The sequence below is a fragment of the Pseudomonas sp. UTLPPB19802 genome, from assembly GCF_059730225.1.
In genome coordinates this window covers 1,102,054-1,121,605 of record NZ_AP048545.1, presented here as the reverse complement: position 1 = coordinate 1,121,605, position 19,552 = coordinate 1,102,054, and the positions used below count along the sequence as shown (strand labels likewise).

Here is a 19,552-nt window from a genome sequence, read left to right as displayed (position 1 = left end):
GAGCATGCAGCATGGCCACTTCATCCGCCCTGGCGGGCCTGACCTTCCTGATCATCGGCGACAGCCACCTGGCGACCCCCGACTTCCTGCTCAACCCGCTGCATGAAGCCCTCAGCCGCCAGGGCGCCCAGGTGCACTCCCTGGGCATCTGCGGGGCCAACGCCGGTGACTGGCTCAGGGCGACACCCAGCCCCTGTGGCGGTGCCGAGCGCCGAGGCAGCGCCGAGGCCATGATGCTGGACAACGCTAGCACCCGTCCGATCGGCGAACTGCTCGACAGCGACAGGCCCGATGTCATCGTGATCGTCATGGGCGACACCATGGCCAGCTACGACAAGCCGAGCTTCCCCAAGGCCTGGATCTGGCAACAGACCAACAGCCTGGTCAAGGCCATCGCCGCCCACCACACCCAGTGTTTCTGGGTCGGACCGAACTGGGGTAGCGAGGGCGGTAAATACGGCAAGACCTACGAGCGGGTGCGAACGATGTCGGACTTCCTTGGCAAGAGCATCGCGCCCTGCCGCTACATCGACTCGCTGCAGTTTTCCGGCAAGGGCCAATGGGCAACCATCGACGGCCAGCACCTGACCCTCACGGGCTACCGGACCTGGAGCGATGCCATCGTCAAGGCCCTGCTGCAGGTGCCGCGCCCAGGTCATCGGTGAAAAAATGCGCAACCTGATCAGCGTCTTTTCCGTGGAACTGCAACCGGCGACACACCTCCAGCCACAGGCATTGCAGGCGGCAGGCTGAGTCCGGGCAGATAAAAAGCACCGGCCTTGACCCGGTATTGGCGCAGACGCCAGCCAGCCCCGCGACTATTCTTGGCATTTCGGGGTCAGACAGGGACTACGTCTGGACCATTGCCAAACCAGGAGCCCGCATGCCCGTCGCCTCTCTCATCCAGGATCGCTGGCTGGACCTCAATGAACTGCTGCGTGAACTGGTCAGCCAGGGCTTTATCAGCCAGGACTCGGCCGAACACGCCATGACCACCCGGCGCAACTCGCAGAACAGCCAACTGCATCCCCTGGAATTCATCGCCAGCCAGCACCTGCCCGACCTGAGCCGCCCCGGCAAGCCGCTGGACCTGGAAAACCTGACCCTGTGGCTGGCCCAGCAGGCCGGCCAGCCGTACCTGCGCATCGACCCGCTGAAGATCGATGTCGCCGCGATCATGCCGCTGATGTCCTATGCCTTCGCCCAACGCCACAAGATCCTCGCCGTAGCGGTCGACCGCGACAGTGTGACCGTGGCCAGTGCCCAGCCCCACGTCAGGGCCTGGGAGGCCGACCTGAGCCATGTGCTCAAGCTGCCGATCCGCCGCGTGGTGGCCAATCCGACCGACATCCAGCGTTACACCGTCGAGTTCTTCCGCCTGGCCAAATCGGTCAGCGGCGCCACGATGGTCGACCAGAAAGGCCACAACCTGGGCAACTTCGAACAACTGCTGAACCTTGGCGCCAGCGACCAGGAACCGGACGCCAACGACGCGCACATCGTCAACATCGTCGACTGGCTGTTCCAGTACGCCTTCCAGCAGCGCGCCAGCGATATCCATATCGAGCCGCGCCGCGAGCAGGGCACCGTGCGCTTTCGCATCGACGGTGTGCTGCACAACGTCTACCAGTTCCCGCCCCAGGTGACCATGGCGATCGTCAGCCGGCTCAAGAGCCTGGGCCGGATGAACGTCGCGGAAAAGCGCAAGCCCCAGGACGGTCGGGTCAAGACCAAGACCCCGGACGGCGGCGAAGTCGAACTGCGCCTGTCGACCCTGCCGACCGCGTTCGGCGAGAAAATGGTGATGCGGATCTTCGACCCGGAAGTGCTGCTCAAGGACTTCGACCAGCTCGGTTTCTCCGCCGAGGACCTGCGCCGTTGGCAGGACATGACGCGCCAGCCCAACGGCATCATTCTGGTCACCGGACCGACCGGTTCCGGCAAGACCACCACGCTGTACACCACCCTGAAGAAGCTGGCGACCCCGGAGGTCAACCTCTGCACCATCGAGGACCCGATCGAGATGGTCGAGCCGGCCTTCAACCAGATGCAGGTCCAGCACAACATCGACCTGACCTTCGCCAGCGGTGTGCGCGCGTTGATGCGCCAGGACCCGGACATCATCATGATCGGCGAGATCCGCGACCTGGAAACCGCCGAGATGGCGATCCAGGCCGCCCTGACCGGGCACCTGGTGCTGTCGACCCTGCACACCAACGATGCACCAAGCGCCATCAGCCGCCTGCTCGAGCTGGGCGTGCCGCACTACCTGATCAAGGCCACGGTACTCGGGGTCATGGCCCAGCGCCTGGTACGCACGCTATGCCCGCACTGCAAGGCACCGCAGAGCCTGTCGGAGGACGACTGGCAGACCCTCACCCGCCCCTGGCAGGCGCCCCTGCCCAGCGGCGCGCAACAGGCGGTCGGCTGCCTGGAATGCCGCGACACCGGCTATCGCGGAAGGGCCGGGGTCTACGAGATCATGCTGCTCAGCGACAGCGTCAAGGCGCTGATCCATGCCGACACCGATCTGCTGGCGGTGCGGCGCCAGGCGTTCAAGGACGGCATGCGCAGCCTGCGCCTGTCCGGTGCGCAGAAGATCGCGGCGGGGCTGACCACCATCGAGGAAGTGCTGCGGGTCACGCCCCAGAGCGAGCAGCGTTGAGCCAGCAGTGACTCATTGCGCCGGAGTGACGACGAACCAGTCGATCACCCCGACCTCGCTGTTGGGCTTGATGGCCACCGGCGTTGTATCGCCACGCCGCTGGAGGATCGAATGGCCCTCGACCACCTTCTCGCCCGTGCGCTGATTGACCGCGTCCTGTTCGCCGAGAGGGCTGAACAACCAGGCGCCGCGCTCGTCGCCACGGACCCGGGTCCCCTGTGGATAACGCCACTCGGCCAGCGTGGTCGATCGCGCCAGCTGTCCGTCCCACCGCTCGATACGCCGCTGGCTGTCGAGGTACATCCGTAGCGAAGACAGGCGCAGGCCATCGAGGGCGATATCGAGGTTGTCGGCGTCTTCGGCCCGCAGCATCCAGCCCTGGCCGTCGCCACTCAGCACAGTGCCCGCAGGCCAGGTCACGCCGGCTACGTGCACGTCAGGCACCAGGTTGCACTGGTTGAAGCGCCAGCGACTCGGCCGATAGGTATCCTGCGTCTCGCGCCGGAAACTCACCCATTCATCGGCGACACAGGACCAGCCCTGAACGACCCGATCCTGCTCCAGACGCAGGCGCGACTCGCTGTATCCCGGCGAGAAATCGATCGCCGACACCGGCATTCCGAGGATCTCCCGGGGCCCTGGCAACTCGATGGCCTTCAGGCTTTCCAGGCCATGGGCCTGGGGTTTTCCCTGCCAGTCCTCGGGGTCCAAGGTGGCCAGATGCGCCTGGCTGCCCGGCGCAAAGCTCAATTCGCCCAGGTGCAGTTCCGCCTCCAGTCGCGGGTTCAGCGCCTGGCGTTCGGCCTCAGCCTCGGCATCCATACGCTGGAACTCGCGCAACATCGACCCGCCCAACCCGGCGAACAACAGGCCCAACACGACCAGGCAGCCATAACGCCAGGGATTGCGCCGCAGATGCCGGCGCGTGCGCGCGAACAACAGCGCTACCAGTACCCACAGCAGCCCGATCGCGCCAACCACGCCCAGCGCGGCCAGCAGGAAAATAAACAGGATGGCGGACGGATCGGGACCGAAGATCATCTCACTTGAGCACTCGTGACCAAGGCGGTGGCCTGCACCTTAGCACGCCCTGTGTCCTACAGCCGTGAACACAAATGACACACTTATTATCGGGCGAGACTCGCTACAATCAGCTCATTATCGACACCTCGATAATCACTTGCACAGGGAATCGTCATGCAAATCGGTAGCGTGCTTCTACTCTTCGTCGGCCTGGCCATCGCCATCGTCTTCATGGGGTTCAAGGTCGTACCCCAAGGGTATCAGTGGACAGTGGAGCGCTTCGGCCGCTACACCACCACCCTCAAGCCTGGCCTGAATATCATCGTCCCGGTCATGGACCGCATCGGCCGCAAGATCAACGTGATGGAAAGCGTGCTGGACATCCCGCCGCAGGAAGTCATCACCTCCGACAACGCCACGGTGCAGATCGACGCCGTGTGCTTCTTCCAGGTAGTCAACACGGCCCAGGCCGCCTACGAGGTGAACAACCTCGAACATGCCATCCGCAACCTGCTGCAGACCAACATCCGTACCGTACTCGGCTCCATGGAGCTCGACGCGATGCTCGGCCAGCGCGACACCATCAACGAGAAGCTGCTGCGCACCGTCGATGAAGCCACCGCGCCGTGGGGCATCAAGATCACCCGGATCGAGATCAAGGACATCAGCCCGCCCGCCGATCTGATGGCAGCAATGTCCGGGCAGATGAAGGCCGAGCGGGTCAAGCGCGCACAGATCCTCGAAGCCGAAGGCCTGCGCGCCTCGGCGATCCTTACCGCCGAAGGCAAGAAGCAGGCACAGATTCTCGAAGCCGAGGGCAATCGCCAGGCCGCCTTCCTCGAATCCGAGGCTCGCGAGCGGCAGGCCGAAGCGGAGGCCCGCGCCACCCAGGTAGTGTCCGCGGCAATCGCCAACGGTAACGTCCAGGCCGTGAACTACTTCGTTGCGCAGAAATACGTCGAAACCCTCGGCCAGCTGGCATCGGCCAATAACAGCAAGGTGATCCTGATGCCGCTGGAAGCCAGCCAGGTCATCGGCGCGGTCGGCGGCATCGGCGAAATCGTCAAGGCCACCTTCGACGGCAAGAAGACCTGAGGCAGCGGCCATGTGGGAATTCCTGCAACATCTATCCTTCTGGGACTGGTTGGCCTTCGGCACCCTGCTGCTGATTCTCGAAGTCTTTGGCGCTGGCGGCTACCTGCTGTGGGTCGGCATCGCAGCAGCAGTGGTCGGTGTGCTGACCTTCGTGATCCCCGGCCTGCCATGGACCCTGCAGTTCGTGCTGTTCGGCCTGCTGTCGGTGCTGACCGCCGTGTTCTGGTGGAAGCGCCAGCGCGCCGCCAGCATCGTCAGCGACCAGCCGGGGCTCAACGAACGCGGCCACGAGCTGATCGGCAGGACCTTCGAGGTGCACTCGGCCATCAGCGGCGGACGCGGCAAGATCAAGGTCGGCGACGGCGTGTGGCTGGTGACCGGCCCGGATGCCGAGGTCGGGACGCGGGTCCGCGTGATTGCCCAGGATGGCGCAGTCCTGAAGGTCGAGGCACTTGAGCGAGGGTAACGGAACTCCGTGTCGGTGGCCGCGATCAAAGGCTACATACCACCCCAGCGGAGTAGTCATCATGCGTCTCAAATATGCTGTTGCCACTGCGGCATTGCTGTCCCTCCCCATCGGTTCGGCCATGGCCGACGGTTTCTGGCGCAATGTCATTTCGTCCGGGGCGACCACCGGCTCGACCTACCTGACCTTCAAGGATCACAAGATGATCGTTGCTGCCCAGGATGATGCCGGTAGCTTCGTTGCCAGTGATGGCAACATTCGTGGCCCCTACCTCGAAGCGGCCATGCAGAAAGTACGTGCCGACAACCCCGGCCTGAAGGCCAGCGACATGGAACTGGCCAACGCGATCCTGGCGAAGAACGCTCTGGTCGACGAGTGATCAGTAGGCCTGTTCGCCGGGCATAACAAAAGCGCCGACAACCCGTCGGCGTTTTTTATGCCCGGCGTTACGCCTCAGCGATAGTCCTCCAGCGGCACGCAGGCGCAGAACAGGTTGCGATCGCCGTAGACGTTGTCCACCCGATTCACCGCCGGCCAGTACTTGTGGGCCTTGGTATGCGGAGTAGGAACGACTGCCTGATCGATGGCGTAGGGACGGTCCCAACCCTCGGTGATGTCGGCCAGGGTATGGGGCGCACGCTTGAGTGGATTGTCCTCGGCTGGCCAGTTGCCGCTCTGCACCTCGGCAATCTCCGCGCGGATGCTCAGCATGGCCTCGACGAAACGATCCAGCTCGGCCTTCGACTCGCTTTCGGTCGGCTCGACCATCAGCGTACCCGGCACCGGGAACGACATGGTCGGCGCGTGGAAACCGTAGTCCATCAGCCGCTTGGCCACGTCCTCCTCGGTGATCCCGGTCTGGGCCTTGAGCGGGCGCAGGTCGAGGATGCATTCATGGGCAACCCGGCCATTGCGTCCGCTGTAGAGCACCGGGAACGCACCGCCGAGCTGCTGCGCCAGGTAGTTCGCCGCCAGAATCGCCACCTCGCTGGCATCGGCCAGTTGCGGCCCCATCATCGCAATGTACATCCAACTGATCGGCAGGATGCTTGCGCTGCCCCAAGGCGCGGCGCTGACTGCGCCGTTCTGCGGTAACGGCCCGTCGATGGGCACCACCGGATGGTTGGCGACGAACGGTGCCAGGTGCGCTCGCACGCCGATCGGCCCCATGCCCGGCCCGCCGCCGCCATGGGGAATGCAGAAGGTCTTGTGCAGGTTCATGTGCGAGACATCGGCGCCGATATCCGCAGGTCGCGCCAGGCCGACCTGAGCATTGAGGTTGGCGCCATCCATGTACACCTGGCCACCATGGCTGTGGATAACTTCGCAGATGTCACGGATGCCTTCCTCGTAGACGCCATGGGTCGAGGGGTAGGTCGCCATCAGGCAGGACAGCCGATCACCGGCGGCCCGGGCCTTGGCCTTGAGGTCCTCCAGCTCGACGTTGCCGGCATCGTCGCATTCGACGATCACCACCTGCATGCCGGCCATCTGCGCAGACGCCGGGTTGGTGCCATGGGCCGAGGCCGGAATCAGGCAGATATCGCGCGCGCCCTGCTTGCGGCTCTCGTGGTATTTGCGGATCGCCAGCAGGCCGGCGTACTCGCCCTGGGCCCCGGAATTGGGTTGCATGCAGATCGCATCGAAGCCGGTGATTGCGCAAAGCCAGCGCTCCAGCTCATCGATCATCGCCGTGTAGCCCACGGCCTGCTCACGCGGGGCGAAGGGATGCAGGTTGGCGAACTCCGGCCAGGTGATGGGAATCATCTCGCTGCTGGCATTGAGCTTCATGGTGCAGGAGCCCAGCGGGATCATCGACTGGTTGAGAGCCAGGTCCTTGTTCTCCAGCTGCTTGAGATAGCGCAGCATCTCGGTTTCGCTGTGATGGCTGTTGAACACCGGGTGCGTCAGGTACGTCGAAGTCCGCTGCAGCTCCCCGGGGATGCCGGCGTCGAGGTCCTCGGCGTCCAGCTCGGCGACATCCAGCCCGTGATCGACCCCGAGGAAGATATCCAGCAGCCGTGCCACCGTGCTTTCGTCGCTGGTCTCGTCGAGGCTCAGGCCCAGGTGGCCGCGCCCAAGAATCCGCAGGTTGACCTGCGCCGCCTGGGCGCTTTCGAGAATCGCCGTCTGGGTGCCGCCGACATCGAGGGTCAGGGTATCGAAGAAGTGCTGATTGAGTCGCACGAGGCCCTTGCGCGCCAGGCCACTGGCGAGGATGCAGGTGAGTCGGTGGACCCGCTGGGCAATCCGCCGCAATCCCTCGGGCCCGTGATAGACCGCGTAGAAACCGGCGATGTTGGCCAGCAGCACCTGGGCCGTGCAGATGTTCGAATTGGCCTTCTCCCGGCGGATGTGCTGTTCACGGGTCTGCAACGCCATGCGCAGCGCCATGTGGCCACGGGCGTCGCGGGAGACGCCGATGATGCGGCCGGGAAGCGCCCGCTTGTACTCGTCGCGGGTGGCGAAATACGCCGCATGCGGCCCGCCGTAGCCCATCGGCACGCCAAAGCGTTGGGATGAGCCGAACACCACGTCCGCCCCCAGTTCACCGGGCGGCGTCAGCACCAGCAGGCTCAGCAGGTCGGCCGCCACGCAGGCCAGCGCCTGCTGGGCATGCAGTTGCTCAATGAACGGCCGCAAGTCCCGGACCTCGCCATGGGTGTCCGGATATTGCAGCAATGCCCCGAACACCTGATGCTGGCTCAAGTTATCCACAGGGCCGACCAGCAGCTCGAAACCGAAGCCCTCGGCACGGGTGCGCACCACCGAAATGGTCTGTGGATGACAGTGTTCGTCGACGAAGAACAGATTGCTTTTCGACTTCGCCACCCGCCGCGCCAGGGCCATGGCCTCGGCTGCAGCGGTGGCCTCGTCGAGCAGGGAGGCGTTGGCCAGTTCCAGGCCGGTCAGGTCGATGGTCATCTGCTGGAAATTGAGCAGGGCCTCCAGCCGACCCTGGGCGATTTCCGGCTGATAGGGGGTGTAGGCGGTGTACCAGCCGGGGTTTTCCAGCACGTTACGCAGGATCACCGTTGGGGTCAGGGTGCCGTGGTAGCCCATGCCGATCAGGCTGGTCCAGAGCTGATTCTGTTCGGCATAGCCGCGCAGCTTCTTCAGCGCCGCCGGTTCGTCCAGGGCCGGTGGCAGGTCCAGGCTGCGATTGAGACGAATGGCCGGCGGCACCGTCTGCTCGATCAACTCGACACGGCTTTTCAGCCCGAGGGCCGTAAGCATCGCCTGTTGCTCGTCGGCATCCGGCCCCAGGTGACGGCGCAGAAAGGCCTGGGAATCTCGCAACTGGCTCAGGGACGGCAACTGTGACATTGGGGCTCTCTCCTGGCAGCGCGCGGCCCCGAGGCAACACGGGCGGGCACCGCGTTTCGAACACTGTGCAAGCAGCATAGCAGTCCGTTACCCCGACCGCCGCGAGGCATTTCGTTCAGCGTCAGGACAGCAAAAAGCACCGAAATTTCACATCAAATCAGTATGATCGATTGCATCGCGGCATTGCTGTCTACTCTTTACCGCCTGTGGATCATTTCCCCCGGCCTTTCACATCGGACGTCACGACCCCATGAGCCAACTGCCTTTCCTGCCCTTCTCCAAACCCACCATCGACGAGGCGACCATTTCCTCGGTGGCCGAAGTCCTGCGCTCCGGCTGGATCACCAGCGGCCCGAAAGTGGCGGCCTTTGAAGCCCAGTTGTCGGAATACTTCGGCGGACGTCCGGTGCGCACCTTCAACTCCGGCACCTGCACCATGGAAATTGCTCTGCGCATTGCCGGCATCGGTCCTGGCGACGAAGTCATCACCACGCCGATTTCCTGGGTCGCCACTGCCAACGTGATCATCGAAGTCGGTGCCACCCCGGTGTTCGCCGACATCGACCCGGTGACCCGCAACATCGACCTGGACAAGGTCGAGGCCGCCATCACCCCCCGGACCAGGGCTATCATCCCGGTGTATCTGTCCGGCCTGCCGGTGGACATGGATCGGCTCTACGGTATCGCGAAGAAGCATAACCTGCGTATCGTCGAGGACGCCGCCCAGGCCCTGGGCTCGGAATGGAACGGCAAGAAGATTGGCGCCCTCGGTGACTTCGTCTCGTTCAGCTTCCAGGCGAACAAGAACATCACCTCCTCCGAAGGCGGGTGCCTGGTGCTGAACAATGCCGAGGAAGCGCGCCTGGCGGAGAAATATCGCCTGCAGGGCGTGACCCGTACCGGCCATGACGGGCTGGATGTGGATGTGCTCGGTGGCAAGTTCAACATGACCGACGTGGCGGCAGCCATTGGTCTCGGGCAGTTCGCCCATATCGATGCGATCACCGCCCATCGTCGCGCGATGGCCGAGTACTACTTCGAGTGCCTGGGCAGCGATTTCGAGGAGAAGTACGGCGCACAACTGCCGGTGAAGGACTTCACCCACAGCAACTGGCACATGTTCCAGCTGGTGCTGCCTGAACGCCAGGACGGCCGTCCGGCGCGGGATACCTTCATGGAGGACATGAAGCAGCAGGGTATCGGCATCGGCTACCACTACCCGGCGATCCACCTGCTGAGCCTGTACCGCGCCCGCGGTTTCAAGGAAGGCATGTTCCCGATCGCCGAGCGGGTCGGCCGCCTGATCGTCTCGTTGCCGATGTTCAACGTGATCACCAAGGCCGATGTCGAGCGCGCGGTGACCGCGGTCAAGGCCGCGCTGTCGCGCTGAGACCGAGGCGCCTGCCGTATTCGCGGGCAAGTCGGTGCGGCGACCCGACTTGCCCGCGAAAGGGCCCTGGGGCCTCGCGCCCGATTTACTCGCCGATGATGGCCTTGTAGCCAGCGGCGTCCAGCAGCTTGTCCAGTTCGGACTTGTCACTTGGCTTGAGCTTGAAGATCCACGACGCGTAGGGCTCTTCGTTGAGCAGCTCCGGCGAATCCGCCAGTTCCTCGTTCACCGCGATCACTTCGCCAGACACTGGCGCATAGATATCGGAAGCAGCCTTCACCGACTCCACCACACCCGCCGCATCACCGGCAGCGAAGACCGTGCCGACTTCCGTCAGTTCGACGAAGACCACATCACCCAGGGCCTGCTGAGCGTGGTCGCTGATACCCACGGTCACCGAACCATCGGCTTCCAGACGGGCCCATTCATGACTTTCGGCAAAACGCAGATCGGCAGGGATATCGCTCATATTCAGTGTCCTCGAGAAAAAGTGTCAGCGGCCTGCGATGCAGGCGCGCCAGGGTAAGATCAGACCAGGGTTTTGCCATGACGCACGAACGTCGGCCTAACCACGCGAACCGGGTACCATTTGCCGCGAATTTCAACTTCAGCGCGGTCGGCCGTAGCCGAGGGAACACGCGCCAGCGCAATCGACTTGCTAAGCGTAGGAGAGAAACTACCACTGGTGATCTCCCCTTCGCCAACCTCGGCGATACGAACCACCTGGTGAGCACGCAAGACCCCGCGTTCTTCCAGTACCAGGCCGACCAGTTTCAGGCTGGGTCCAGCCGCTTTCTCCGCCTCGAGGGCGGCCCGGCCGATGAAGTCGCGACCAGCGGGCTCCCAGGCAATGGTCCAGGCCATATTGGCGGCCAGCGGCGAGACATTCAGGTCGATGTCCTGGCCGTAGAGGTTCATGCCGGCTTCCAACCGCAAGGTATCGCGGGCACCGAGGCCGATTGGCGAAATACCGGCACCGACCAGGTCGTTGAAGAACGCCGGAGCCTGCTCCGCCGGCAGCACGATTTCCAGGCCATCCTCGCCGGTGTAGCCGGTGCGGGCGATGAACCAGTCGCCGTCGCTGCGGCCTTCGAAGGGTTTGAGCTGCTGGATCAGTTGGCTGCGGGACTGGCTCACCAGTTCGCTGATCCGGTGCCGGGCCTGCGGGCCCTGGATCGCCAGCATCGCCAGTTCGGGACGTTCCAGCAGTTGCACGTCAAAACCGCCAAGCTGGGCGTTCATCCACGCCAGGTCCTGGTCGCGGGTGGCCGCGTTGACCACCAGCCGGTAACCGGCATCCGTGCGGTAGACGATCATGTCGTCGACCACCCCGCCCTGCTCGTTGAGCATCGCGCTGTAGAGGGCACGGCCCGGGCTGTCGAGGCGTTCGACATCGTTGGCCAGCAGGTGTTGAAGCCAGGCCTTGGCCTGGCTGCCGGCGATATCGATCACCGTCATGTGCGAAACATCGAAAACCCCGCAATCGCGGCGCACCTGATGGTGTTCCTCGACTTGCGAGCCGTAGTGCAGAGGCATATCCCAACCGCCAAAATCGACCATCTTCGCGCCGAGGGCGAGGTGCAGGTCATACAGAGGCGTGCGCTGTCCCATGGGTTTCTCCTTCCGGGCGTGGCGAAGGTGCGGACAGGCGGCGGACTGGCTTCAGCCCTTTATGAATGGGGCCTTGAGCCGTGTTCCAGCACCCGGTCTGTCAGACGGACCGCACCGAATGCCGCGCATTGTAGCCGCAAGGAACCAAGCTGGCACCTAACCGATTTGCCTGGCAGAGCGCCGAATCAGGCCAATCACCGGCAACAGGCCGACCAGCACCAGGGTCAGAGCCGGCAACGACGCCCGTGCCCACTCGCCTTCACTGGTCATCTCGAAGACCCGTACCGCCAGCGTGTCCCAGCCGAACGGGCGCATCAGCAGGGTCGCGGGCATTTCCTTGAGTACGTCGACAAACACCAGCAGCGCCGCACTCAGGGTGCCTGGCACCAACAGCGGCAGATACACTTTGAAAAACAGTCGTGGCCCGCCAACCCCCAGGCTGCGGGCCGCTTCCGGCAAAGAGGGGCGAATACGCTCCAGGCTGTTTTCCAACGGCCCGTAGGCCACCGCGATAAAACGCACCAGGTACGCCAGCAGCAGGGCCGAAAGACTGCCCAGCAACAAGGGCTTGCCAGCGCCGCCCAGCCAGCTCGACAGCGGGATCACCAGCTCACGGTCCAGATAACTGAAGGCCAGCATGATCGAAACCGCCAGCACCGAGCCGGGTAGCGCGTAACCAAGATTCGCCAGGCTGACGCCGCTGCGGATTGCCCGGGTCGGCGCCTGGCGGCGGGCAAAAGCCAGCAGCATCGCCACCGCCACGGTCACCAGCGCGGCCAGGCCGCCGAGGTACAGGGTGTGCAGGATCAGCCCGGTGTAGCGCTCGTCCAGATCGAAGCGCCCGCGTCGCCAGAACCACGCCAACAGTTGCAGCAACGGCACGACGAAGGCGCAGGCGAACACCAGCAGGCACCAGCCGCTGGCCGCCCAGGCCTTGAGGCCATGCAGGCGATACAACGCACTGCCCCGTGGCCGCTCGCTGCCTGTCCGGCTGGCACCGCGGGCACGGCGCTCGCCATAGAGCACCAGCATCACCGCGAGCAGCAACAGGCTGGCCAGCTGGGCCGCGCTGGACAGGCTGAAGAAGCCGTACCAGGTCTTGTAGATCGCAGTGGTGAAGGTGTCGAAGTTGAATACCGAAACCGCACCGAAGTCCGCCAGGGTTTCCATCAACGCCAACGCTACCCCGGCACCGATGGCCGGGCGCGCCATGGGCAGGGCAACCCGCCAGAACGCCTGCCAGGGCGACTGGCCAAGCACCCGTGCGGCCTCCATCAGACCCTTGCCCTGGGCCAGGAACGCACTGCGTGCCAGCAAGTAGACATACGGGTAGAAGACCAACACCAGTACCAGGATTACCCCGCCGGTGGAGCGTACCCGCGGCAGGCGCAGGCCATTGCCGAATACCTCGCGCAGCAGGGTCTGTACCGGCCCGGAGAAATCCAGCAGGCCAACGAAGACAAACGCCAGCACATAGGCCGGAATGGCAAAGGGCAACATCAGGGCCCAGTCGAGCCAGCGTCGACCGGGGAACTCGCAGAGACTGGTCAGCCAGGCCAGGCTGACGCCCAGCAGGGTAACGCCGACCCCGACGCCGGCCACCAGGGTCAGGGTGTTGCCCAACAGGCGGGGCATCTGGGTATCCCAAAGATGGGACCAGATTTGCGCATCGATCGACTGCCAGGACAACAGCAACACGCTCAGCGGCAACAGCACCAGGGCGGCGACGGCGAAGACCAGCGGATACCAGCGGCGTTGAATGGGATGGGCCAAGGGAGGTCTCGAAACGAAGAAGAAACGCAATCAAACGAACAGTGGGCTATCTGTGATGAGCGGGCTTATCTGGCGAGCGGGCTTGTGTGGTGAACCGGGTTTGTGTGGTGAACCGATTTGTGTGGTGAACCGATTTGTGTGGCGAACCGATTTGTGTGGTGAACCGATTTGTGGCGAGCGGGCTTGCCCGCGCTGGGGCGCGAAGCGGCCCTGAAACCAGCCATCGAGTTCTACCTGATACAGCGCGATGGCCGATTTTGCGGCTGCCTTGCAGCCGAACGCGGGCAAGCCCGCTCGCCACATAAGTCAGCACACCACAAAAAACACTCACCCCATAAGTCAGCGCACCACAAAAAACCACTCACCACACAAGCCAGCGCACCACAAAAAACCACTCACCACACAAGCCAGCGCACCACAAAAAACCACTCACCACACAAGCCAGCTCGCCACACACGCCCACTCAACACAGAAGAACCTCCCACCGGGCGCTACTTCAAACTCAGTTCCAGCCGGCGCGATCCATCAGGCGGATCGCCTCGGCCTGGCGCTTGCCGGCAATTTCCACCGGCAGGGCGTCAGGGACGAACTTGCCCCAGCTCGCCACTTCCGCCGACGGCGGCACCGCCGGGTTGGCCGGGAATTCCTGGTTCACATCGGCAAAGATGCGCTGGGCTTCGGCGGTGGTCATCCACTCCACCAGCGCCTTGGCCGCTTCCGGATGCGGGGCATGCTTGGTCAGGCCGATACCCGACAGGTTCACGTGCACGCCACGGTCGCCCTGGTTCGGCCAGAACAGCTTCACCGCCAGGCTCGGGTTCTGCTTGTGCAGACGCCCGTAGTAGTAGGTGTTGACGATACCGACGTCGCACTGCCCGGCGTTGATCGCCTCAAGCACCGCGATATCATCGGAGAACACATCGGTGGACAGGTTGTTCACCCAGCCCTTGAGGATCTCCTCGGTCTTCTGTGCCCCATGGACCTCGATCAGCGTTGCGGTCAGCGACTGGTTGTAGACCTTCTTCGCCGTACGCAGGCACAGGCGGCCTTCCCACTGCTTGTCGGCCAGCGCTTCGTAGGTGGTCAGGTCCGCCGGTTTCACCCGATCGGTCGAGTAGGCCAGGGTCCGCGCGCGCAGGCTCAGGCCGGTCCACTGGTGCGCCGAAGAGCGGTATTGCAGCGGGATATTGCTGTCGATGGTCTTCGAAGTGAACGGCTGCAGGATCCCCATCTGCTCGGCCTGCCAGAGGTTGCCGGCATCGACAGTCAGCAGCAGGTCGGCGGTAGCGTTCTCGCCCTCGGCCTTGATCCGCTGCATCAGCGGCGCTTCCTTGTCGGTGATGAACTTCACCTTGACCCCGGTTTTCTGGGTATAGGCGTCGAACACCGGCTTAATCAGCTCGTCGATCCGCGAGGAATAGACCACCACTTCATCGGCAGCGTAGGCGGTGCCCGCCATCAAGGTCAGGGCCAGGGCTGTCAGTAGACGCTTCGGTGCCGGCATGGGAGCGTTCCTTCGTATTCGGAATGAGCGCGAAATGATAAGGACTCACATTTACGCGCTCAACCGAAGTCGGAACGGAGGCGTTACCAGATGTTGCACGATCCTCTGGAAGCGCTTCAGGCCCTGGCCAGCTCCGGCAGGTCGCCGGTCAGGCCCAATGCCTGGCGGACGAACAGTGCCTTGGCCTCGGGCATCTGCTCGACCATCTTAAGCCCAGTGTTGCGCAGCCAACGCAACGGCAGTGGATCGGCCTGGAACAGCCGCTCGAAGCCTTCCATGGCCGCCATCAGCCCCAGGTTGTGCGGCATGCGCCGACGCTCGAAGCGGCTGAGTACCTGCACGCTCGCCAGCCGCTCGCCACGCTCGACCGCTCGCAACAGCACCTCGGCCAGTACCGCCGCATCGAGGAAGCCCAGGTTCACGCCCTGCCCGGCCAATGGGTGGATGGTGTGGGCTGCGTCGCCGATCAAGGCCAGCCCCTCGGCGACATAACGCTTGGCATGACGCTGGCGCAACGGCACGCAAACCCGTGGGTCGACGCCAAGCACGGCCCCGAGACGGCCCTCGAAAGCCCGCTCCAGCTCATGACGGAAAGCCATTTCGTCCAGCGCCATCAGGCGTTCGGCCTCGCTCGGGGTGGTCGACCAGACAATTGAGCACCAGTCCTGCTGGCCATCACGCTCCAGCGGCAGGAAGGCCAACGGACCGTCATCGGTAAAACGCTGCCAGGCGGTCATCCGGTGCGGCCTGCTGCTGCGCACGCTGGTGACGATGGCATGATGCATGTAATCCCATTCCCGCGTGGCGCAACCCGCCAGCCGACGTACCGCCGAATTGGCGCCATCGGCGGCAATCACCAGCGGCGAACGCAGCTTGCGGCCATCGGCCAGGGTCAGTAGCCAGTCATCGCCGGAACGGCGCATCTGCTCCAGTCGCGCATTGGCCAGCAGGCCCATGTCGCAGTCGTGCAGGCGATCGAGCAAGGCATCCTGGACCACCCGGTTCTCGACGATATGCCCGAGTACCTCGGCGTGCACGCTGGCCGCCGAGAAATGGATCTGCCCGGTGCCGCTGCCGTCCCACACCTGCATGTCGCGGTAGGGACTGGCACGCCGGCCGGCAATGCCCGGCCACACGTCCAGGCGTTCGAGAATGCGCTGGCTGGCGGCCGACAAGGCACTCACCCGCGGCTCGAAGGGTGCCTGGGGATCGAAGGGCTTGACGCTCATCGGCCCGCCATCGAGCAGCAGCACCTGCAGGCCGCTGTCTTTCAACGCCAGGGCCAGGGCACTACCCACCATCCCGGCCCCGACAATCAGCACATCTGCGCGCATTTCCATGCTTCAAGCCTGTAGTAAAAAGTGAGCCTGTCCCTTGTGGGAGCCGGCTTGCTGACGATCAACGATAACGCGGTCCGACAGATGCACCGCACCGTCAGCTATCGCCAGCAAGCCGGCTCCCACGGGGTGTAGAGTGGTTGGCCGGTCAGACATCGGCGCGTGTTCCCAGGCCCATGGCCTGGCGAGCGAACCAGCGCTTGGCCGGCGGCAACAGGTCGAGCCCCAGCAGGCCGAGGTTGCGACCCAGGGCGACCAGCGGCTGGCCACTGCCGAACAGTCGGGTGACTCGATCGGAGAAGCCGACGGTCAGCGTCTGGTCCAGGCGCTGGCGTTCCTGGTAACCACGCAGGGTGGCAAAATCGCCCAACGGCGCGTCACTGGCCAGTAACGCTTCGGCCAGGGCCTGGGCATCGCGCAGGGACAGGTTGAAGCCTTGCCCGGCAATCGGATGCAGGCTATGGGCGGCATTGCCCAGCACAGCGAGGTGCGGGCGGACCTGTTCTTCGGCTTCCACCAGAGTCAACGGGTACAGATGCCGCGCCCCGACCTGTTTCAGGGTGCCGAGGCGATAGCCGAACACGCCCTGCAGTTCGCTGAGAAAGCTGCGTTCGTCCAACTCGGCGAGCCGCTGGGCGTCCATCCCGAGCCGGGTCCAGACCAACGCACAACGGTTGTCCGGCAACGGCAGCAGGGCCATCGGCCCTTCATCGGTGAAACGCTCGAAGGCCATGCCGTGATGGGCTTCGCTCGGTGAAATATTGGCAATCAGCGCGCTCTGGTTGTACGGCCGCTTGCGCACGCCGATGCCCAGTTGCTCGCGCAGGCCGGAACGGCCGCCATCGGCCAGCACCGCCAGGTCGCAATCGAGCACGGTGTCATCGTTGAGGCTCAGGCGATAACCGTCTTCCAGCGGCTGCAGGCGCGTCACCTCGGCCGGGCAGCGCCAGCTGACCACGTCCCGGTCCAGGCCCTGCCAGAGGCATTGGCCGAGCCAGGCGTTTTCCACCACATAACCGAGGGCCGGTACGCCCTCTTCGATGGCCGACAGCCGCGCCGTGGAAAAACGGCCACGATCGGACACGTGAATCTGCTTGATCGGCTCGGCGCGCTGGGCAATCGACTGCCACAGGCCAAGGCGCTCGTAGATCTGCCGGGAGCCGAAGGACAGTGCCGACGAGCGGGCGTCGTAACTCGGCTGATAGCTGTCACCGGGGGCGAAAGGCTCGATCAGCACAATTTTCCAGCCCCGCGCCCTGGCGCCGGCCTGCAGCGTCAGCGCCAGGCTGGCGCCAACCAGGCCGCCGCCGATGATCGCCAGATTGACCCGGCTCATGCCGCCGTGACTCGGGCAGCGGCCATCAGGGCCTCGATCTCGGCCACGGTCTTGGGCACACCGCCGGTCAGGATTTCACAACCTTGCTTGGTCACCACCACGTCGTCCTCGATGCGCACGCCAATGCCGCGCCATTTCTTCGCCACGTTCTGGTTGTCGGGGGAAATATAGATCCCCGGCTCCACCGTGAGCGCCATGCCGACTTCCAGCACGCGCCATTGGTCGCCGACCTTGTAGTCGCCGACATCATGCACATCCATCCCCAGCCAGTGGCCAGCGCGATGCATGTAGAAGGCCCGGTAGGCCTCGGTCGCGATCAGTTCGTCGACCTCGCCCTCCAGCAGTCCCAGTTCCACCAGCCCACGGGTAATCACCTGCACGGTCGCCTCGTGCGCCTGGTTCCAGTGCTTGTCCGGGGCGATCTCGGCGAATGCCGCTTCCTGGGCCGCCAGTACCAGTTCGTAGATCGCCTTCTGCTCGGGCGAGAACGTGCCACTGACTGGCCAGGTGCGGGTGATATCGCTGGCATAGCAATCGATCTCGCAGCCGGCATCGATCAGCACCAGGTCGCCCTCCTTGAGCACCGCGTCATTCTGCTGGTAGTGCAGGATGCAGCTGTTGCGTCCGGCGGCGACGATCGAGCCGTAGGCCGGCATCTTCGCCCCACCCTTGCGAAACTCGTAGTCCAGCTCGGCTTCCAGGCTGAACTCGTGCAGGCCGGCACGCGCTGCCTGCATCGCACGTATGTGGGCGCGGGCCGAAATCGCCGCGGCCTCGCGCATCACCTTCACTTCTGCCGCCGATTTATACAGGCGCATGTCGTGCAGCAGATGATCCAGGGCAACGAATTCGTTCGGCGGCTGCGCGCCAAGGTGCGCCTTGGAGCGGATCACGTTGATCCAGTCCATCACGTGGCGGTCGAATTCCGGATTGCTGCCCATGGCCGAATACACCCGGTCGCGCCCTTCGATCAGGCCCGGCAGGATGTCGTCGATGTCATTGATGGGAAACGCATCGTCGGCGCCGTAGTCGCGCATCGCGCCTTCCTGGCCGGCACGCAGGCCGTCCCAGAGTTCGCGTTCGGCGTTGCGCTCGCGGCAGAACAGCACGTACTCGCCGTGGGCCCGGCCGGGAATCAGCACGATCACCGCCTGGGGCTCGGGGAAGCCGCTGAGATACTGGAAATCGCTGTCCTGGCGATAGACATGCTCGACATCGCGGTTGCGGATCATCACCGCAGCCGCTGGCAGGATCGCGATACTGTTGGGTTCCATCTGCGCCATCAGCGCCTTGCGACGCCGAGCGTATTCCGCTTTGGGGATATGGATCATGGCCAGATGGAACTCCCTTTCCGACTCAGTGCAGCGAAGGCTTGGCAGCAGGCTCGGCCGGCTTGTTGACCTCGGTGAACAACAGCAACGGTGCCACACGCAGGTACTCCATGACCTCCATGTAGTCGTTCTCGCCGTCATCGGACTCTTCCAGGGCGTCCTGAACCTGGGCGATGGCCGCCAGGTCCTGCAGCACCTCGGTGGCCTCGATGCTCAGGGCGTTGGCGCGGTAGGTCAGGCCGAAACCGGCAAGAAAGCCCTGGCACCACTGGCCCAGTGCCGCGGCACGCTCGGTCAGCGGCGCATCGTCGCTCGGCAGCAGCAGGACAACCGTCATGTCGTCGCTGGTCAACTCACCCTTGACCATTTCCTGCAGGCCGATCAGGGCGTTGCGCACGTTGTCCTGCGGTTCGCCTTCGAGCAGTTCGGCGGCGTCCACCAGCCAGCTGTCGGCTTCGAAGCCGGCACCGGCACAACTGCGACCCAGCAGCAGGCCGTGCAGTTCGGCGGGCGAGACCGGATGGCCATTGCTGCTCAACAAGGTTGCGAAAGCGTTATAGGGGGAATTCTGAATAGGCATGGGCGGCTAGGCGCCGAACGGCGCAATGTCTAGAATGAAGGCCTTGTATCCTAGCATTCGGGGACACGCCAAGACCATCAAGGCGCACAACTCGTTTGCCGGGGTCTGTACGAA

At 64.2% G+C, this 19,552-nt stretch carries 16 protein-coding genes and 1 pseudogene; 7 read left to right on the top strand and 10 right to left on the bottom strand.

What is annotated here, in order from left to right:
• The first annotated feature begins 11 nt into the window (after positions 1 to 11).
• The 3 genes and pseudogenes from AC6I6U_RS05050 to tfpB all read left to right on the top strand — a co-directional run bounded on the left by AC6I6U_RS05050 (position 12) and on the right by tfpB (position 2,665).
• Complete coding sequence (locus AC6I6U_RS05050; RefSeq protein ID WP_497880941.1) at positions 12 to 665, top strand: SGNH/GDSL hydrolase family protein; 654 nt, start codon at positions 12 to 14, stop codon at positions 663 to 665.
• Positions 646 to 753, top strand: a pseudogene (locus tag AC6I6U_RS05045) (ACT-like domain-containing protein); the annotation flags it as partial. The gene AC6I6U_RS05050 and the pseudogene AC6I6U_RS05045, both read left to right, overlap by 20 nt.
• A gap of 130 nt (positions 754 to 883) precedes the next feature.
• Entirely contained in the window at positions 884 to 2,665 is a 1,782-nt protein-coding gene (tfpB, locus tag AC6I6U_RS05040; RefSeq protein WP_497880940.1) for a type IV pilus assembly ATPase TfpB, read from the top strand.
• A gap of 12 nt (positions 2,666 to 2,677) precedes the next feature.
• Here the strand turns inward: tfpB and AC6I6U_RS05035 are convergent, their stop codons facing one another.
• Positions 2,678 to 3,706, bottom strand: coding sequence for a hypothetical protein (locus tag AC6I6U_RS05035; protein WP_497880939.1), 1,029 nt, complete (start codon positions 3,704 to 3,706; stop codon positions 2,678 to 2,680).
• Positions 3,707 to 3,862: 156 nt separating this feature from the next.
• On the opposite strand from AC6I6U_RS05035, the gene AC6I6U_RS05030 reads away from it, so the two are divergent.
• From AC6I6U_RS05030 to AC6I6U_RS05020, 3 genes are all read left to right on the top strand, one after another.
• Positions 3,863 to 4,783 (top strand): SPFH domain-containing protein, encoded by a 921-nt coding sequence (locus AC6I6U_RS05030; RefSeq protein ID WP_497880938.1) that lies wholly within the window; start codon positions 3,863 to 3,865, stop codon positions 4,781 to 4,783.
• Between the two features lie 10 nt (positions 4,784 to 4,793).
• Entirely contained in the window at positions 4,794 to 5,249 is a 456-nt protein-coding gene (locus AC6I6U_RS05025; protein WP_497880937.1) for an NfeD family protein, read from the top strand.
• Between the two features lie 61 nt (positions 5,250 to 5,310).
• A complete protein-coding gene (locus AC6I6U_RS05020) occupies positions 5,311 to 5,628 on the top strand; it encodes a DUF2388 domain-containing protein (RefSeq protein ID WP_497880936.1) in 318 nt (105 codons plus the stop codon).
• Positions 5,629 to 5,702: 74 nt separating this feature from the next.
• Here the strand turns inward: AC6I6U_RS05020 and gcvP are convergent, their stop codons facing one another.
• The gene (gcvP, locus tag AC6I6U_RS05015; RefSeq protein WP_497880935.1) at positions 5,703 to 8,576 is read right to left on the bottom strand and encodes an aminomethyl-transferring glycine dehydrogenase; all 2,874 of its coding nucleotides are present in this window, start codon (positions 8,574 to 8,576) and stop codon (positions 5,703 to 5,705) included.
• 250 nt (positions 8,577 to 8,826) lie between these two features.
• Between gcvP and AC6I6U_RS05010 the strand changes: the two genes are divergently transcribed.
• A complete protein-coding gene (locus AC6I6U_RS05010; RefSeq protein ID WP_497880934.1) occupies positions 8,827 to 9,966 on the top strand; it encodes a DegT/DnrJ/EryC1/StrS family aminotransferase in 1,140 nt (379 codons plus the stop codon).
• Between the two features lie 85 nt (positions 9,967 to 10,051).
• Here AC6I6U_RS05010 and gcvH read toward each other — a convergent pair whose 3' ends face one another.
• The 8 genes from gcvH to AC6I6U_RS04970 all read right to left on the bottom strand — a co-directional run bounded on the left by gcvH (position 10,052) and on the right by AC6I6U_RS04970 (position 19,438).
• Positions 10,052 to 10,435: a glycine cleavage system protein GcvH gene (gcvH, locus tag AC6I6U_RS05005; RefSeq protein WP_497880933.1), complete on the bottom strand. Its 384-nt coding sequence runs from the start codon at positions 10,433 to 10,435 to the stop codon at positions 10,052 to 10,054.
• Positions 10,436 to 10,494: 59 nt separating this feature from the next.
• Positions 10,495 to 11,577: a glycine cleavage system aminomethyltransferase GcvT gene (gene gcvT / locus AC6I6U_RS05000; protein ID WP_497880932.1), complete on the bottom strand. Its 1,083-nt coding sequence runs from the start codon at positions 11,575 to 11,577 to the stop codon at positions 10,495 to 10,497.
• 156 nt (positions 11,578 to 11,733) lie between these two features.
• The gene (locus AC6I6U_RS04995) at positions 11,734 to 13,350 is read right to left on the bottom strand and encodes an ABC transporter permease (RefSeq protein ID WP_497880931.1); all 1,617 of its coding nucleotides are present in this window, start codon (positions 13,348 to 13,350) and stop codon (positions 11,734 to 11,736) included.
• Positions 13,351 to 13,852: 502 nt separating this feature from the next.
• Positions 13,853 to 14,854 carry an extracellular solute-binding protein gene (locus AC6I6U_RS04990; RefSeq protein ID WP_497880930.1) on the bottom strand — a complete coding sequence of 334 codons (1,002 nt, stop codon included), beginning with the start codon at positions 14,852 to 14,854 and terminating at the stop codon, positions 13,853 to 13,855.
• A gap of 116 nt (positions 14,855 to 14,970) precedes the next feature.
• The gene (locus AC6I6U_RS04985; protein WP_497882987.1) at positions 14,971 to 16,188 is read right to left on the bottom strand and encodes a 2-octaprenyl-3-methyl-6-methoxy-1,4-benzoquinol hydroxylase; all 1,218 of its coding nucleotides are present in this window, start codon (positions 16,186 to 16,188) and stop codon (positions 14,971 to 14,973) included.
• A gap of 151 nt (positions 16,189 to 16,339) precedes the next feature.
• Positions 16,340 to 17,527 carry a 2-octaprenyl-6-methoxyphenyl hydroxylase gene (ubiH, locus tag AC6I6U_RS04980; protein WP_497880929.1) on the bottom strand — a complete coding sequence of 396 codons (1,188 nt, stop codon included), beginning with the start codon at positions 17,525 to 17,527 and terminating at the stop codon, positions 16,340 to 16,342.
• Positions 17,524 to 18,858, bottom strand: coding sequence for a Xaa-Pro aminopeptidase (gene pepP, locus AC6I6U_RS04975; protein WP_497880928.1), 1,335 nt, complete (start codon positions 18,856 to 18,858; stop codon positions 17,524 to 17,526). Before pepP ends, ubiH begins: the two co-directional genes overlap by 4 nt.
• A gap of 25 nt (positions 18,859 to 18,883) precedes the next feature.
• A complete protein-coding gene (locus tag AC6I6U_RS04970) occupies positions 18,884 to 19,438 on the bottom strand; it encodes a YecA/YgfB family protein (RefSeq protein ID WP_054058510.1) in 555 nt (184 codons plus the stop codon).
• Positions 19,439 to 19,552: the final 114 nt, after the last annotated feature.

What these genes read in the sequence shown, in the direction of transcription:
- AC6I6U_RS05050 (WP_497880941.1), top strand. Translation starts at nt 12, where the DNA reads ATGGCCACTTCATCCGCCCTGGCGGGCCTGACCTTCCTGATCATCGGC.
- tfpB (WP_497880940.1), top strand. Translation starts at nt 884, where the DNA reads ATGCCCGTCGCCTCTCTCATCCAGGATCGCTGGCTGGACCTCAATGAA.
- AC6I6U_RS05035 (WP_497880939.1), bottom strand. Translation starts at nt 3,706, where the DNA reads ATGATCTTCGGTCCCGATCCGTCCGCCATCCTGTTTATTTTCCTGCTG.
- AC6I6U_RS05030 (WP_497880938.1), top strand. Translation starts at nt 3,863, where the DNA reads ATGCAAATCGGTAGCGTGCTTCTACTCTTCGTCGGCCTGGCCATCGCC.
- AC6I6U_RS05025 (WP_497880937.1), top strand. Translation starts at nt 4,794, where the DNA reads ATGTGGGAATTCCTGCAACATCTATCCTTCTGGGACTGGTTGGCCTTC.
- AC6I6U_RS05020 (WP_497880936.1), top strand. Translation starts at nt 5,311, where the DNA reads ATGCGTCTCAAATATGCTGTTGCCACTGCGGCATTGCTGTCCCTCCCC.
- gcvP (WP_497880935.1), bottom strand. Translation starts at nt 8,576, where the DNA reads ATGTCACAGTTGCCGTCCCTGAGCCAGTTGCGAGATTCCCAGGCCTTT.
- AC6I6U_RS05010 (WP_497880934.1), top strand. Translation starts at nt 8,827, where the DNA reads ATGAGCCAACTGCCTTTCCTGCCCTTCTCCAAACCCACCATCGACGAG.
- gcvH (WP_497880933.1), bottom strand. Translation starts at nt 10,435, where the DNA reads ATGAGCGATATCCCTGCCGATCTGCGTTTTGCCGAAAGTCATGAATGG.
- gcvT (WP_497880932.1), bottom strand. Translation starts at nt 11,577, where the DNA reads ATGGGACAGCGCACGCCTCTGTATGACCTGCACCTCGCCCTCGGCGCG.
- AC6I6U_RS04990 (WP_497880930.1), bottom strand. Translation starts at nt 14,854, where the DNA reads ATGCCGGCACCGAAGCGTCTACTGACAGCCCTGGCCCTGACCTTGATG.
- AC6I6U_RS04985 (WP_497882987.1), bottom strand. Translation starts at nt 16,188, where the DNA reads ATGCGCGCAGATGTGCTGATTGTCGGGGCCGGGATGGTGGGTAGTGCC.
- ubiH (WP_497880929.1), bottom strand. Translation starts at nt 17,527, where the DNA reads ATGAGCCGGGTCAATCTGGCGATCATCGGCGGCGGCCTGGTTGGCGCC.
- pepP (WP_497880928.1), bottom strand. Translation starts at nt 18,858, where the DNA reads ATGATCCATATCCCCAAAGCGGAATACGCTCGGCGTCGCAAGGCGCTG.
- AC6I6U_RS04970 (WP_054058510.1), bottom strand. Translation starts at nt 19,438, where the DNA reads ATGCCTATTCAGAATTCCCCCTATAACGCTTTCGCAACCTTGTTGAGC.